Origin of the sequence: Sulfitobacter sp. 15WGC, from assembly GCF_005068605.1 — a bacterium.
In the GTDB taxonomy this organism is placed as follows: Bacteria; Pseudomonadota; Alphaproteobacteria; order Rhodobacterales; family Rhodobacteraceae; genus Sulfitobacter; species Sulfitobacter faviae.
Genome location: NZ_SZNL01000011.1, coordinates 100,783 through 115,287, shown reverse-complemented (window position 1 = coordinate 115,287; position 14,505 = coordinate 100,783). Strand labels below are relative to the sequence as shown.

Annotated in this window: 12 protein-coding genes; 3 read left to right on the top strand and 9 right to left on the bottom strand. The window is 65.3% G+C overall.

Going from position 1 to position 14,505, the window contains the following annotated elements; translation table 11 throughout:
* On the top strand, positions 1 to 568 hold a 568-nt coding region (locus tag FCK22_RS11495), incomplete at its 5' end, for a phosphatidylcholine synthase (RefSeq protein WP_136720433.1).
* A 15-nt stretch (positions 569 to 583) separates the two neighbouring features.
* Here the strand turns inward: FCK22_RS11495 and FCK22_RS11490 are convergent.
* A complete protein-coding gene (locus FCK22_RS11490) occupies positions 584 to 1,039 on the bottom strand; it encodes a methylated-DNA--[protein]-cysteine S-methyltransferase (RefSeq protein ID WP_067268018.1) in 456 nt (151 codons plus the stop codon).
* A gap of 260 nt (positions 1,040 to 1,299) precedes the next feature.
* Positions 1,300 to 4,269: an isoleucine--tRNA ligase gene (gene ileS, locus FCK22_RS11485; RefSeq protein WP_067268020.1), complete on the bottom strand. Its 2,970-nt coding sequence runs from the start codon at positions 4,267 to 4,269 to the stop codon at positions 1,300 to 1,302.
* 373 nt (positions 4,270 to 4,642) lie between these two features.
* Here ileS and FCK22_RS11480 point away from each other — a divergent pair, with 373 nt between their 5' ends.
* Positions 4,643 to 5,392 (top strand): Crp/Fnr family transcriptional regulator, encoded by a 750-nt coding sequence (locus FCK22_RS11480; protein ID WP_082852161.1) that lies wholly within the window; start codon positions 4,643 to 4,645, stop codon positions 5,390 to 5,392.
* Here the strand turns inward: FCK22_RS11480 and FCK22_RS11475 are convergent.
* The 4 genes from FCK22_RS11475 to FCK22_RS11460 all read right to left on the bottom strand — a co-directional run bounded on the left by FCK22_RS11475 (position 5,389) and on the right by FCK22_RS11460 (position 10,666).
* The gene (locus FCK22_RS11475) at positions 5,389 to 6,546 is read right to left on the bottom strand and encodes a glycosyltransferase (RefSeq protein WP_067268022.1); all 1,158 of its coding nucleotides are present in this window, start codon (positions 6,544 to 6,546) and stop codon (positions 5,389 to 5,391) included. The two genes, FCK22_RS11480 and FCK22_RS11475, sit on opposite strands and share 4 nt — an antisense overlap.
* The gene (locus tag FCK22_RS11470) at positions 6,543 to 7,487 is read right to left on the bottom strand and encodes a galactosyltransferase-related protein (RefSeq protein ID WP_067268024.1); all 945 of its coding nucleotides are present in this window, start codon (positions 7,485 to 7,487) and stop codon (positions 6,543 to 6,545) included. The genes FCK22_RS11475 and FCK22_RS11470 overlap by 4 nt, the downstream gene beginning before the upstream one ends.
* Before the next feature lie 72 nt (positions 7,488 to 7,559).
* Positions 7,560 to 8,618, bottom strand: a complete 1,059-nt coding sequence (locus tag FCK22_RS11465) for a glycosyltransferase (RefSeq protein WP_248646504.1) — start codon at positions 8,616 to 8,618, stop codon at positions 7,560 to 7,562.
* On the bottom strand, positions 8,615 to 10,666 hold the full coding sequence (locus tag FCK22_RS11460) for an HAD-IIB family hydrolase (RefSeq protein ID WP_067268028.1): 2,052 nt from the start codon (positions 10,664 to 10,666) through the stop codon (positions 8,615 to 8,617). The genes FCK22_RS11465 and FCK22_RS11460 overlap by 4 nt, the downstream gene beginning before the upstream one ends.
* A gap of 152 nt (positions 10,667 to 10,818) precedes the next feature.
* Here FCK22_RS11460 and FCK22_RS11455 point away from each other — a divergent pair, with 152 nt between their 5' ends.
* The gene (locus FCK22_RS11455) at positions 10,819 to 11,598 is read left to right on the top strand and encodes a sulfotransferase (RefSeq protein ID WP_067268029.1); all 780 of its coding nucleotides are present in this window, start codon (positions 10,819 to 10,821) and stop codon (positions 11,596 to 11,598) included.
* Between the two features lie 4 nt (positions 11,599 to 11,602).
* On the opposite strand, the gene FCK22_RS11450 is transcribed toward FCK22_RS11455, so the two are convergent.
* From FCK22_RS11450 to FCK22_RS11440, 3 genes are read right to left on the bottom strand one after another with little or no spacing between them, the layout of a single operon-like run.
* Positions 11,603 to 12,607: a TIGR01620 family protein gene (locus tag FCK22_RS11450; RefSeq protein ID WP_067268031.1), complete on the bottom strand. Its 1,005-nt coding sequence runs from the start codon at positions 12,605 to 12,607 to the stop codon at positions 11,603 to 11,605.
* A complete protein-coding gene (locus FCK22_RS11445; protein ID WP_231886446.1) occupies positions 12,607 to 13,071 on the bottom strand; it encodes a GNAT family N-acetyltransferase in 465 nt (154 codons plus the stop codon). Before FCK22_RS11445 ends, FCK22_RS11450 begins: the two co-directional genes overlap by 1 nt.
* Positions 13,068 to 14,495, bottom strand: coding sequence for a YcjX family protein (locus tag FCK22_RS11440; RefSeq protein ID WP_067261215.1), 1,428 nt, complete (start codon positions 14,493 to 14,495; stop codon positions 13,068 to 13,070). Before FCK22_RS11440 ends, FCK22_RS11445 begins: the two co-directional genes overlap by 4 nt.
* Between the last annotated feature and the right edge of the window lie 10 nt (positions 14,496 to 14,505).

Below are 14,505 nucleotides of genomic sequence, written 5' to 3'. Positions count from 1 at the left end.
CTTTTTCGTCGATGGCATCGACGGGCCGCTGGCGCGCAAATATGATGTGAAGACCAACGCGCCTGAGTTCGATGGCGTCTTGATGGATCTGATCATCGATTATCTGACTTACGTCTTCATCCCGGCCTTCGCGCTCTTTACCTCGGGGCTGATGGATGGCTGGAGCGGTTGGGCGATGATCATCATCATCACCTTCGCCAGCGTCATGTATTTCTCTGACACGCGCATGAAAACAAAGGATAATTCCTTTAAGGGCTTCCCCGGCTGCTGGAACATGCTGGTGCTGGTGCTCTTTGCCTTGCAGCCCGAATGGTGGATCAGCCTGATCGTGGTCACGATCCTTGCCGCAGCGATGTTTCTGCCGATCAAATTCGTCCACCCCGTCCGGACCGAGCGGTGGCGCCCCGTGACGCTGCCCATGGCGCTGGCTTGGACCTTCTTTGCGGGCTGGTCCGCTTGGGTGAACTTCCACCCCGAAAGCTGGGCGCATTGGGGTCTGGTGATCACCTCGGTCTACCTGATCTGCGCCGGTGCCGCGCAGCAGTTGATCCCGTCGGGCGACGACTAAACCCGCCATTGCTCCTCAAATCAACAGCCCCGCCGCGCCTTCATGTCGCAGCAGGGCGACCTTGGTCTCCACCCCGCCCGCGCCGCTGAAACCGGTGAGCCCCTTGGCACCCATGACGCGGTGGCAGGGGATGAGGATCGGAATCGGATTGCCGCCACAGGCCCCGCCCACGGCCTGCGCTGGCACGCCGAGGTCACGGGCGATCTCGCCGTAGGTGCGGGTGTGGCCGAAGGGAATGGCCGCAATGGCGGCGCAAACCGCGCGCTGGAAATCGCTGCCGGTGACGCGCAGCGGCAGGTCAAATTGCTGGCGCTGGCCTGTGGCGTATTCGTTCAGTTGGCGCAGTGCGGTGTCAAGCAGCTCCGAGCGCTGCTGGCGTGCCGCCTGCCCCCAGCCGAGCGCCGTGATCGCGCCATCCTCTTCAGTGACGATCAGATCGCCGAAGGGCGTGGAGAGGGAAGCTTGTTTCATCACTCTACTCTGCGCCAGAATTCACGCCTGCGAAAGAGCGCTGAGGGCATCGCCCTCCCTGGGGGGCGATACGCCCTATCTGGCGGGCAGATAGGTGCGTGACAAGCTGACCAAGCAATGCGCGCAAACGCTGCAAAATCGCCCCCCGGGGGGAGGGAGGGCGATGCCCGTGGTTCCCACGGGCGGGGCATTGGCGACCTGACAAACGAAAACGGGCGCCGGTTTTCCCGACGCCCGTTTTATCAGTCTCTTAGAAAGCCTCAGGCTTCCGCCAACGCCTCACGCACTGCCTCATCACAGCGCCCGCAGACGCCGGGATATTCATGTGTGCCGACATCCGGCAGCACCTTCCAGCAGCGCTCGCATTTCGCGCCCTCGGCCTTTTCAAAAACCACGGCCACGCCGTCGGTCTCGGGCATGCGGAACGCCTCGGCAGGTGCCGGATCGCCGGTCACGGTGATGTCTGAGGTGATGCTGACATCCTCGAAGGACACGCTCTCCAGCGCCTCGCGCTGCGCCGCGTCCTCGACATGTACCACGGGGGCCGCCTCGAGCGACGCGCCGATCACCTTCTCGGTCCGCTGCACTTCGAGCGCTGCGGTCACCACCCGGCGCGCGGCGCGGACCTTGGCCCATTTCGCCGCCAGTTCCGGGTTCAACCATGCTTCGGGCGTCTCGGGCATGTCGACCAGATGCACCGAGGAGTCGTCGCCCGGGAAGCGTTCCAGCCAGACTTCTTCCATGGTGAAGACCAGCACCGGGGCCAGCCATGTGGTCAGACGGTGGAAGAGGATATCCAGCACCGTGCGCGCGGCACGGCGGCGCAGGGTGTCGCCATCGCAGTAAAGCGCGTCCTTGCGGATATCGAAGTAAAAGGCCGAGAGATCGACCGTGGCAAAGGTGAAGACCGCTTGGAACACGCCTTGGAAGTCGAAACGCGCGAAACCGTCGCGCACGACCTTGTCGAGTTCCGCCACCCGGTGCAGCACCCACTGCTCCAGTTCCGGCATCTCTGCCGGGTCCACGCGGTCCGCCTCGGAGAAGTCACTCAGCGCGCCCAGCATGTAGCGCATGGTGTTGCGCAAGCGGCGATAGCTGTCGGCCACGCCTTTGAGGATCTCATCCCCGATGCGCTGGTCGGCGGTGTAATCGGTCTGCGCCACCCAGAGCCGCAGGATATCCGCGCCATATTGCTGCACGATCTTCTCGGGCACGATGGTGTTTCCGATGGACTTGGACATCTTCATGCCCTTGGCATCCAGCGTGAAGCCATGGGTCACCACGTTGCGATAGGGCGCGCGGCCCGTGGTGCCGACGGATTGCAAGAGCGAGGAATGGAACCAGCCACGGTGCTGGTCGGTGCCTTCCATGTAGACATCGGCGATGCCGTCCTCGGTACCGTCCTCGCGGTCGCGCAGGGTGAAGGCATGGGTCGAACCGCTGTCGAACCAGACGTCGAGGATGTCGGTCACCTGATCGAATTCCGTCGGGTCGACGATGCCCGAAAGGAACCGCTCCTTGGCGCCATCGGCATACCAGGCGTCCGCGCCTTCGGCCTCGAAAGCCTCCACGATGCGCTGGTTCACTTCCTCGTTGCGCAGCAGGAAGTTCTCGTCCGTGGGCGCCACGCCCTTGCGCACGAAGCAGGTCAGCGGCACGCCCCAGGCGCGCTGGCGGCTCAGCACCCAGTCGGGCCGCGCCTCCATCATCGAATGCAGGCGGTTGCGCCCGGATTTCGGCACCCAGTTGACCTTGTCGATGCAAGTGAGCGCACGCTCGCGGATGGTTGTGCCGTTTTGATCCAGACCGTCGCCCACCTCCTTGTCGATGGCGGCGAACCACTGCGGCGTGTTGCGGTAGATCACCGGCGCCTTGGAGCGCCAGCTATGCGGATAGCTGTGCTTGATCTTACCGCGCGCCAGCAACCCGCCGACCTCCACGAGCTTGTCGATGATGGCGGCATTGGCGTTGCCCTCCTTGCCGTTGGGCTTAAGGATCGCCTTGCCGCCGAAGAACGGCAGATCGTCGCGGAAACGGCCGTCTTCCATGACGTTGTAGGTGATAACCTGCGGCAGCATGCCGAGATCGCGGTAGAGCTCGTATTCCTCCAGACCGTGGGACGGCGCGCAATGCACGAAGCCGGTGCCCTCGTCCGAGGTGACGAAATCGGCGGCACGGAAATCGCGCAGATCGTCCCATTCGCCGTTTGCGCCTTCGGCACCGGCCAGCGGGTGACGCAATTTCAGCCCTTTTAGCTGATCGGTCGGGACCTCCCGAAGACGAACCCAATGCTCGTCGCCAAGCCGCGCTTTGGAAAACACATCAGCCGCCAAATCATCAGCGAGAAGATACCGGTCGCCCACGTTTGCCCAGCATTCGTCCGGCGTACCGGTGACCTCGTAAAGACCATAAGAGATGCCCTCGCCGTAGACCACGGCCTTGTTGCTTGGCATTGTCCAAGGTGTCGTTGTCCAGATTACAACGTATGAGTTAAGCAGATCATCGGTATTCGACTGCTTTTCTGCAATGTTGTCTTTCGACGCATCGCTCAGCTCTTGGTTTGTCACCTCAAACTTCACCCAGACGGTATGGCTTTCCTTGTCGTGATACTCGACCTCGGCCTCGGCCAGCGCGGTCTTCTCGACAGGCGACCACATCACGGGCTTGGAGCCTTGGTAGAGCGTGCCGTTCATCAGGAACTTCATGAATTCCTCGGCGATCACCCGCTCGGCGTGGAAATCCATTGTGAGATAGGGATTTTCCCAGTTGCCGGTGATGCCAAGGCGCTTGAACTCCTCGCGCTGCACGTCGACCCATTTGGCGGCGAAGTCGCGGCATTCAGCGCGGAACTCGTTGACCGGGACCTGATCCTTGTCGCGGCCCTTCTTGCGGTACTGCTCTTCGATCTTCCACTCGATCGGCAGGCCGTGGCAATCCCAACCGGGGATGTAGCGCGCGTCATAGCCCATCATCTGGTGGGAGCGCACGATCATGTCCTTGATCGTCTTGTTCAGCGCATGGCCGATGTGCAGGTTGCCGTTGGCGTAAGGCGGGCCGTCATGCAGAGTGAAAGGCTCCCGCCCCTCCTTCTCGCGCAGGCGGTCATAGACGCCGATCTTCTCCCAGCGTTCCAGCCAGCCGGGTTCGCGCTTGGGCAGTCCGGCGCGCATGGGGAAATCGGTTTTGGGCAGGTTCAGCGTGGCTTTGTAGTCGGGGGTCTCGGCGCACATGGGGGGCGTCCTTTAGGCATTTGGGGGGTTATTCAATCTCGGTCGGTGCGAATGGCTCAAGCACCTCGGCCCGGCGTCTCAATTGCTTAGAGCGCCGGGAATATAATTCGAATAATGATCGCGGTGAGGCGTGTCATGGGCCCGCTTATAAACAGCCCCCCCTGCCCCGACAAGCCCCGGAAGACGCGCGACAATCGGGGCTGAAAACACTGCCACAGTCGCCGCCCGACGGACTTAACATTTTTTATGATCCCCGGCCTTCGCTTGAATTTTTCGGCGAAAACAGCATCATAAGGTATTCGACAAAGCTTTATTACCGCGGACTCCGTTTTGGGGAAACCGCGACAATTCTAATGGGCAGAAAGACCTGCGTGTGACCATCAAAGACACCTTTTATCACGATATGGCCGTAAAACCGTCGGGCATGGTCGACCACCTAAGCGGCGCGCAATGGGCCAAGCTTGCCCCGCTGATGACCCAACACGAGCGTTTCACGCCCGGAACCGTGATCAGTCGCAGGGGGGATTTTCTGGATCACAGCCTGTTGCTGCTCGATGGGTTGATCGCCCGCAGCGTGCCGCGCGGACAGCGTGCCCGCAGCACCTTCGTCGCTCTCCAATTCCCCGGTGAGTTTGTCGATCTGCACGCCTTCCCGCTGAAACAACTCGACCATGATGTGATCTCGCTGACCGATACCCATGTCGCCATCATCTCGCATGAGCCGCTGCGCGAGTTGCTCAATGGCGATGTCGAGATGGCCCGGAAACTCTGGCTGATGACCTTGGTCGATGCCTCCATCCACCGCCATTGGGTGATGCGCAACAGCGCCATGCGCGCGCTGGCGCGGGTGGCGAATTTCCTGAGCGAATTCGATGCCCGCATGACCGCCGCCTATGGGATGGAGCGTCAGAGCCTGCCCTTCAGCCTGCGCCAGACCGATATCGCCGATGCCACCGGCCTCACCTCCGTCCATGTCAGCCGCACCCTGCGTGAGCTGCGCGAGCATGGCTGCTGCGCCGTGACGGGCGGCAAACTGCTGATCCACGACCGCGCGGGGCTGCATAAAGTGGGCCAGTTCGAGCCTGCCTACCTCTATATGCCCCGAGCCGAAGCGGCGCTTTAGCCCGCCTCTGCCAGAGGCTGCGGCGCACCTTCCACCTGCAAAGCAACCGCCGGATAGGTTTTACGCGGCAGCGCGACATCCCTCTGCGCCCGGGCCGCGTGATAGAGCCGTTCGAACTTCGTCACCATCGCCTGCGCATCAAAGAGCCGTGCCACACGGGCGCGGGGCACTTCGGCGGGAATATCGCGCGCCTGTAGCAAGGCCTGCGCCAAGGCAGCCGCGCCATCCCCCGCCGCGATGACACCCGCCTCGCCAAGCACCTCCTCAACCGCGCCATGCGGGGTCGCGGCAACAGGCAGGCCCGTCGCCATCGCCTCCACCGCGGCAAGGCCAAAGGGTTCCTCCCACTGCGGGGTGAAGAGCGCCACCGAGGCCCGCCCATAGGCCGCCCCAAGCGCCGCCGTTTCCAGGTGCCCGACATAGGCCACATCGCCATAAAGATGCGGTCTTACCATATCGTTAAAGTAATCCTGATGCTCGACCACCCCGTAGATGCGCAGGGGCACCCCTGCGATCTGCGCCGCCTCTGCCGCCAGATGGGTGCCCTTGGTCGGGGTGATCCGCCCCGCCCAAACGGCGCTGCCATCCCCCGGCCCGCCTTGGGGCCATTCGTCAAGGTCGATCCCGTTGTGCACCACATGCGACGTGTCGGGCGCGCCCTCGGGCCACCAGATGCCGCGTTGCCGGGCCGAGACGACAGAGGACAGATGCCATGGCGCCGCCCCATCCATCAGCGCAGCGCGCAGCACTTTGAAGGGCGGAATATGCAGCGAGGTCACCATCGGCAGCCGCTCCGCCCGCGACAGGCGCGGCAGGAAGCGGTGCAGCGCGTTGTTGTGCACCACGTCAAAGCCACCCTCCAGCAAGAGCCGCGCAGCGCGGGCATAGCAGGCGTCGAGGTGGTCGTTCAGCGCGTCGGTGCCGTGAAAGTCATGCCATGGAAAACGCGCGTCGTAATGCGCGTCACAGATCGGCAGCAGCTTCACCCCCGGCGGCAGGCTCGCCGCGCTGTCCTCGCTGGCCAATAGGGTCACCTCATGCCCGCGTTCGGCCAAGATTCGGGCAAGACCGTGGGTAAACGCCTCCATCCCGCCCTTGAAGGGGGCGGCGATGGGATGGCGAATATGGCCGACGATGGCGATGCGCCGGGTCATTCCGCCGCGATCCGCTCTTCGCCGCGCAGATAGCGCAGCACCCGCGCGGTATTGGCGTAAGGCTGATCCGACTGCTGCTCGCAAAGCGCGAAGTCATCCGCATCCGGCTCGCGCAGCTGCACCAGCGCGTCACCGTCGCTCCCCACCAGCCCCATCAGGCGAAAGGCGGTGAGCCAGTGGTTCATGGTGCGGTGACCCCATTTGTCGGCGAAAATCTCGGTATTGCGCAGGATCGACGGGATGTGATGGATCGGCGGCATGCAATGCGGGTGATGCTGGTGAAACACCTTCGCCCCCTTCGCCCAGTGGATCGGCACGCCGCGTTCGTCCAACTCTCGGCCAAAGTCGGTATCCTCACCTCCGTAGCCGGTGAAACGCTCGTCAAACCCGCCGGAGCGGTCCCAATCTTCGCGGTGGATGGCAAAGTTGAGCGACCAGAAACAACGGTAGTCGTTGCAGCGTTTCAGCCCCTCGGCGGGCGGCCCCTGACGGTCGGAATGGCGCACGGCGACGGCTTCCAGTTTGGGATAGCTCCAACCTTCGGTGGCCGTGCCTGCAGGCAGGTAGTTGACCTCGCCCATGATCAACCCGTTGCCCGGCACCGCATAGCCCATATAGTCGGCGATCAGCTCCGGCGCCGGGATGCAATCCACGTCGAGAAAGACCAGACAGTCGCCCGTGGCCTCTGCCGCGACGGTATTGCGCGCGCGTGAGAGGGGCAATTCGCTGCCCGTCACCTGAACCTGCCGGATCGGGAAATCGGTCTGCGGCAGGTCGTCGTAAAGCCTATCCTGCATGACCCCGATCACCAGTTCATCCGGCTGCCGGGTCTGACGGGTCAGGCCAAGGATCACATTGCGCAGATGCGCCGCCCGCCCCCGCGCGAGCGTCAGCGCGCTAACTGTGGTATTCTCAGGCACGGATGGGGTGAACGACGTCATGTAAGTCTCCGGTATCTTTGGGTGTTTCTAATAGCAGCTGGTCGGTCAGGCCGATCAGCCAATTGGCCGTCTCTACGGCGGCATCCTCATTGACCAAGGCCCGTTGCAGGGCCGGGTCATGGGCATCGAAGGTGTCTTGAATCGCGCAGCGCCATGCCGCGGCGGAAGACGGAAAATGCGGCAGGTGATGCGCGGCGCCCCCGCCCGCGCCAGCGCCTCGGCCTTTTCGACCTGTTCGTCGAAATAGCGCCACTCCGGCACGGCGAGCCACGGGGTCTCTGCCGCGAGGATCTGGTGGCAGGTGGTGTTCCCGGTCGAGGCCACGACCATATCCGCCGCCGCCAGATAATCCGCCGCGTTATCGACCCAGCCGTGATGGCGCAGGTTGGCGGGTTCGGTCGCATGCCAATCACGCGCCATGCGCCCGATGGTGATGAAAGCCGTCTCGGGCATCGCCCGCGCCGCGATGCCGAAGGGGGCGGAGGCGAACCCCGTGCCGCCCCCGCCCGACATGACCAGCACCATGCGCTGCTCTGGCCCGACGCCAAGCCTCTCGCGCAACCTGTCCCGCCGCGCGGGATCGGGGCGTTTCACATCGACGCCCAAGCCCCCGGCGAAATGCGTCTTGGCCATATGCCGCGCGGGCCAGTCCGGCTGCGCCAGCGCCTTGGCGGCGGGACAAAGCAACCCGACCGCCCCGTCATAGGCCGCCCGATGCCCCGGATCGCCGCGCTGACCGTGTTGCAGCACCTTCACATGCGGCACCGAACAGATCCGCGCAAGCTGCGCCACCTCAGCCGAGACATCGCTGATCATCAGCACCGGATTGGCGCTGGCGAACCAAGCGGCCAGTTGTGCCATGGCCTGCCGGATGCCGGGCCAGCCAAGCGGCGCGCAATGCACCATATCCGGCGCGCTGGTGGTGTCGTTGATGTCCTCGGCCCCGGTCGCCTCGAAAAGTGATGGCAGGGTGATGACCTCCACCGCCCGGGTGAAGGTGGGGAAAATGTCCGGTTTCGCGCAGAAGACGGTCACCGGCTGGCTCTCGGGCAGCGCGTTGACGACCGCCGCGCAGCGCTCCGCATGGCCGCGGCCCTGATGGTGGACGAAGTAACCGATGGGCCGCGTCATTGCGCCACCATCTTCACCGGCGGTTCCATCGCGTTGAGGGCGAAGCCGAAGGTTTCCAACCCCTCTAAGACCCCAGCCGCATGGGCCGCGCGGGCGTGGTAGAGCCGTTTGCCGCTTAGGCGTTCGCGCAGCCCGTCCATCGCATTGCCGACCAAGATGCCCCGACCCGGGCCATCCTCCACCGCCTGCAACATGTCGAAATCATTGCCACTGTCCCCGGCCACCACAACCCGGTCCATCGGCATGCCCAACCGCCGCGCGGCGGCACAGACGGCAGGCCCCTTGCCCGCCGCCAAGGGCAGAACATCGATCAGCCGCCCATGCGAAGCCACGATCTGCGCCGCAGCACCGCGCCGCGCCAGATGCCGCTCCAACCGGCGCGCCGTGCGCATGTCGCCGAAACCGCTGAGCTTCCACCGCCGCTGCTCGACCGGCGCTTGCCAGTTAAAGCCGAAGTCCTTCAGCGCCCGCTCCACCCCGGCCCGGTCCCATCCGGCGTCAAGCTTTTGGGCAAAACGCTCATCCAGACACAGCCGCCCCTCGGCATCGGGCAGGTAGACCTCGGTGCCGACAGAGGTGATAAAGACGCGCGGGCTGGGTAGGTTCCAATCGCGCAGGATGCGGCGGGCTTCCGGCAGGCTGCGGCCCGTGGCGACGGCAAAAAGCGGGCGGTCGCGGGCGATCCATGCGTTGAAGAGGGCTGCGGAAGGTGCACAGCCCGTCAGCGTGTTGTCGATATCGCTGGCAAGCAAGACCGGCGCAGGCGTCGTCACTGGCGCGGCGTGGCGGATATCTTCGCAGATGTGCTGCACGTCCTCGGCCCATTTCGACCAGTCGTAGCGCCCGACATGGGCGCGCCCGGCCTCAGATGCCTCGGCCCAGAATGCGCGATCGTCCAACAGCTTCAACAGCGCCGCTTCAATCGCATCCATGTCACGCGGCGGCACACACAGACCATGGCCAAGGTCCGCCACGATATCGGCAGGCCCGCCTTCGCGCGTGGCCACCACCGGCAGGCCATGCGATGCCGCCTCCAACATGGTCAGGCCAAAGGGCTCATGCAGTGCGAGGTTAACAAAAACCCCACCGGTCTGCGCCGCGCGGTCATAGAGGGCCGCCACATCGCCCTGCGTATGGCTCGGCGGCAGCGCCACTTTGCCGCGCAGTTCCGGCACCTCCAACGTCTGGCGCAGGCGGATCAGCTCCGCGCGGGCCTCTGCATTCGCCTGAAGCGCATCGCCATGCTGGCCGGCAAGGATCACAAGGTTCGCCCGCGCCTGCAAAGCGGGGCTTTGCGCATAGACCCGCGCCAGGGTCGCAAGGTTCTTGCGGGCCACGGGGCGCGCCACGGCAAGCAGCGTCGGGCGGTCGGGGTCGCTTAACTGATCGGCCAAAAGCGCACGGCCCGCCCCCGCCTCAGCCGGGCGGCGCAGCGACACGCCCGGAGAGACGCGGTGCACCCGCGCCTGCGCATCCGCCCCATAGGCCGCGACCTGCACCTCGGCCTCATCGCGCGAAGAGAGCACCACCGCATCGGCCTCCAACAGCGCGCGGCGCTCCGCCGCCACGCGCGGGGCATCCACCTTAGCCCCTGACTTGCTCAAAGCCAGCGAATGGGGGGTATAGATCACCGGAATGCCGAACCGCGACCGCGCCGCCAGCGCCAATTGCGCCGCATCGGCGAAATGCGCGTGGATCACATCCGGCAGCCGTTTGGCCTGCGCCAAGTCCTCAAGAAACGCCTCAACCAGCGCGGGGATTTCCGCGGCGAGGTTTTCCTTGCTCAGATACCCCCGCTCCGCCGTCCAAAGCCGCCGGATCGACAGGCTGCGGCTGACCTGCTGCTCGGTCTGGGCATGCACGGCCCCAAGGCTCGGTTCATCGAAAGCACGGGTCACGATCTGCACCGCATCCACATCGCCCCGCGCCGCCTGCGCGCGGGCCGCCCCCAAGATATAGGCGATGTGACCGCCGGTATCTTCGGTCACGCCATAGTTGACAGACGGCGCCGTGAGGCAGCCCCCGAGGGCAATGTGACAAATGAACATGAATGGGTCTCCTTATGGAGGGGTGACCCCCCTCACGGGCCATCCGTTCCGATAACAAATGTTAATGCATACATCGCTGGACAGCGCGGTTGGACGTCCTAGCTGCCTGCCATTGAACCCCGCCTCTCTCCCCCCCAATCAGAGCCGTCGTGATGCCCTCAGAAATCCCCCCGCGCTACCTGTTCATCGGCGGGCTGCACCGCTCTGGCACCTCGCTGGTCAACCGCTTGGCCAATGCCCTGCCCGGCGCGGGCGGCATCACCGGATCGGCGGCGCCCGAGAATGAGGGGGCCTACCTGCAAGGGGCCATTCCCCATACGGCGCAATCCGGGCGGCCCATGCATTTCGCGACCAACCCTGAGGAACATCTGACCGAGGCGCATCCGCTCAACAGTTTGGAGACGAAGACCCGGCTGGCGCAGGACTGGGCGCCGTGGTTCGCCCCGGACCTGCACTGGCGGGTCGAGAAGTCGCCGGTGAACCTGACCCGCATGCGGCTGATGCAGCAACTCTTTCCCATGTCGCAATTCATCGTGGTCCTGCGCCACCCCGAGGCCGTCGCCGGCTCGGTCGCGTCATGGGTCGATGCCCCGGCGCAGGCGTTGATCGATCATTGGATCGCGGCGCAAGCCCAGATGCTGGATGACCTGCCCTATCTGCATGCGGTGATGGTTCTGCGCTACGAGGATATCGTCGCCGACGCCCCCCGCGCCCTGCGCCGGATCGCGCGTTTCGTCGACTTGCCTGAGGCGGCATTGCCCGAAGGCATCGCGGATGGAAACCAGACCTACGCCGGAGCTACGCAGATGACGAAGGCACAGGCGGCTGAGGCCGCGCGATGGGGCTATGCCCCCGGGTTGCAGGTCTCGCCTTGGCCCGGTCTGGTCCAGCACCCGCTGCGCGCCGTGCGCGAAGCGGTCGAGGCAGCCTGATCGGTCAGCCCTCGCCGAGCACCCCGGTCAGCGCGCGTTTAATGATGCCCCGCACCCCGGGGCGTTTTTCGCGGGCAAAGGGCAGCGGGCGGCAAACCTCGATCGCGGCCACGCCGACCCGCGCGGTCAGCGCCCCGTTCACCAGCCCCTCGCCGAAACGGCGGCTCAGCTTGGCGACGATGGACCCGCCCAAGAGCGGCTCGATCAGATCATCCCCCACGGCCACGGCGCCCGTCGCCACCAGATGCGACAGCACCGCGCGGGTCAGCCGCCACGAGCCGAAAAAGCCTGAGCGCCCGCCGTAGATTTCGGCGATGCATCGGATCATACGCAGGTTGCTGCTGAGGGCGGCGGCAACATCGGCCAGCGCCAGAGGCACCAGCGCGGTCACGGCGGCGACCTGCCGGGCTGCGGCCTCGACCTCGCGGGTGGCGGCACGGTCCAGCGGGGCCAGAACCTCGCTCTCAGCCAGCCCCAGAAGCGCTTCGGCATCGAATTGATCGCCCCGCAGCTCCGTCAGCCGGTCGCGGCCCCAGCGGGTATCCTCACGGTGTTTGTAAAGCGCCTCAAGCCGGTCCGTGACGCTGCGCGCGGCGGTCAGATCGCCCTGCGCCAGCGCTTCGCCCGCGTCATGGCGCAGCCCGTCGAGCCGCGCGAGCCGTCCAAAGGCCGCCATTTCGCGCAGCGACAGCAACAAGAGGACCAGCAGAAACGCCCCGATCAGCAACGTCATCGCCCAGCCCAGCAACGGGTAGCGCGCCATCAGGTCGGTGACGAAAGTCCAAGCCGCGATCGACACCAGCGCGGTGACCAATGCCCCCGCCAGCGCCCAGAACAGCCGTACCAAGCGCGACGGCTTGCGCGCGGCAAGCCGGGCGGCGATCTGCATCGCTTGGCCCTTGGGCGGTGGAGCCTCGACGTCCAACTCGGGCACGGCGGGCGCATCGGCGACCGAGGGCTGCGGCTTGGTGTCTTCCTCAAGGTCGAACAGGATCGGTCCGCGGGCCATTAGGCAGCCTCCCTTTGCCAGTGCAATGTCAAATCGGGCAGCCCTTCGTCATTGGCGCTGCCATCGCTGCGCGCGGTCTCGGCAAACCCGTGTTGGCGGTAGAAGGCGATAGCCCGCGCATTGGCCTGAAAGGTCCAGCAGGTCAGCGACTTATGCCGTGTCTTTAACGCGCCCAGAAGGGCCGAGCCGATGCCCTGCCCCCGGGCCGATTGCGCCACGAATAACGCGTCCAATGCGCCGCCCTCACAAGCCGCGAAACCGGCCACGCGGCCCTCCCGCTCGGCCACCGTGACCCAGCCCCGGGCGATCATCGCATCCGCATGGGCGATATCCTCGGCACCGGTATGAATGCGCGGCAACCAGGCTGTATCGCGGGCGAAATCGCTCATGATCCCGCCCACGGCGCCTGCGTCGAGAGGCTGCGCCGGGCGCAGGGTGGCGGGGCCTGTCACAACCGCGCTCAAAGCCGGTCCCCAATCAGGAATTCCGCCGCGCGGTCGAGCCGGATATGCGGCGGCCCATCGCCGGGCCGCAGGTCCAACACCGCAGGGGCAAAGCGCATGATCTGATAATCCGCCCCCAGCCATTCCTGCGCGCCCTGCCGCGCGGGGGTCAGCAGGTGCGCCGGATCTTCGGGCAGTTCACCGGGATAGAAGGCTGCCTGCCGCCCGCGCGTCTCATCCTCGTTCAAAAGCGTGCCGCGCACCACGTCGAGCGGCTCTCCCCCATGGGTCATCACGTCTTCGGTCGTGGCGCGCAGGCTGGCGATGGCCATGGCCCGCGTGCCCGCGCCCGCATATTGCGCCCGGTCCCGCGCCTCACGGATCAGCGCCTGCATGATCCCGCTCAGCCGGGGATGCTGGCTGTGGTGCAGATGGTCGGCCTTGGTCGCGGCAAAGAGGATTTTCTCGACCCGTTTGCCCCGCAGGAGGGTGGTCAGAAAGTTATTCGTTCCCGGCCGGAACGCGCCCAGAATATCGGCCATGGCGCCGCGCAGGTCTTCGACCGCCTGCGGCCCTTGGTGGATCGCGCCAAGGGCGTCAACCAGCACCACTTGCCGGTCGATCCGCGAAAAGTGATCGCGGAAGAAGGGCTGCACCACCTGTTTCTTATAGGCCTCGAACCGCCGCGCCATTTCGCGGATCAGCGATTTGCGCGGCGCGCCTTCCGATCCCGGCAGCGGCGCAAAGGTCAGCACCGGTGAGCCTGCAAGGTCACCGGGCAGCAGGAACCGCCCCGGCGTGCAATCGGAATAGCCATTGGCACGGGCGGTTTGCAGATAGTCGGCAAAGCTGTCGGCAAGCCTGCGGGCGGTGGTCTCCTCCAACTCGGCATGGGGATCGGTCTGCTCGGCCAGTGCGCGGTAGCCCGCCGCCTCTTCACGCGACGCAATGCGTTCAATGACCTGCGCCGACCATTCGGCGTAGGAGATATCCATCAACGCCAGATCCAGCAGCCATTCGCCGGGGTAATCCACGATATCCAGATGCAGGGTGCGCGGCCCTTGAAAGCCCGCCAGCAACCCATTGGGCCGCACCTTGAGCGAGAGCCGCAGTTCCGAAATCGCCCGCGTGCTCTCGGGCCAATGAGGCGTCTTCCCGGTCAGCGCGGCAAGGTGGGTCTCATACTCGAACCGGGGCACGGTATCGTCGGGCTGGGGCTGCAGAAACGCCGCCTCGATCCGCCCCTCAGAGGCCGCGAGCAGCCCCGGCATCCGCCCCCGGTCCAGCAGGTTGGCCACCAGCGAGGTGATGAAGACCGTCTTGCCCGAACGCGCAAGCCCCGTGACCCCAAGCCGGATCACCGGCTCGAAAAACGTCTCGCCCACCGTGTCGGTGACATTCTCAAACTGCCGCCAAATCCCGTCGGCAATGCCTGTGATACCCAAAGCTGCGCCC

Coding starts and splice junctions, on each gene's coding strand:
- FCK22_RS11490 (WP_067268018.1), bottom strand. CDS start 1,039: ATGAAACAAGCTTCCCTCTCCACGCCCTTCGGCGATCTGATCGTCACT.
- ileS (WP_067268020.1), bottom strand. CDS start 4,269: ATGTGCGCCGAGACCCCCGACTACAAAGCCACGCTGAACCTGCCCAAA.
- FCK22_RS11475 (WP_067268022.1), bottom strand. CDS start 6,546: ATGACCCGGCGCATCGCCATCGTCGGCCATATTCGCCATCCCATCGCC.
- FCK22_RS11470 (WP_067268024.1), bottom strand. CDS start 7,487: ATGACGTCGTTCACCCCATCCGTGCCTGAGAATACCACAGTTAGCGCG.
- FCK22_RS11465 (WP_248646504.1), bottom strand. CDS start 8,618: ATGACGCGGCCCATCGGTTACTTCGTCCACCATCAGGGCCGCGGCCAT.
- FCK22_RS11460 (WP_067268028.1), bottom strand. CDS start 10,666: ATGTTCATTTGTCACATTGCCCTCGGGGGCTGCCTCACGGCGCCGTCT.
- FCK22_RS11455 (WP_067268029.1), top strand. CDS start 10,819: ATGCCCTCAGAAATCCCCCCGCGCTACCTGTTCATCGGCGGGCTGCAC.
- FCK22_RS11450 (WP_067268031.1), bottom strand. CDS start 12,607: ATGGCCCGCGGACCGATCCTGTTCGACCTTGAGGAAGACACCAAGCCG.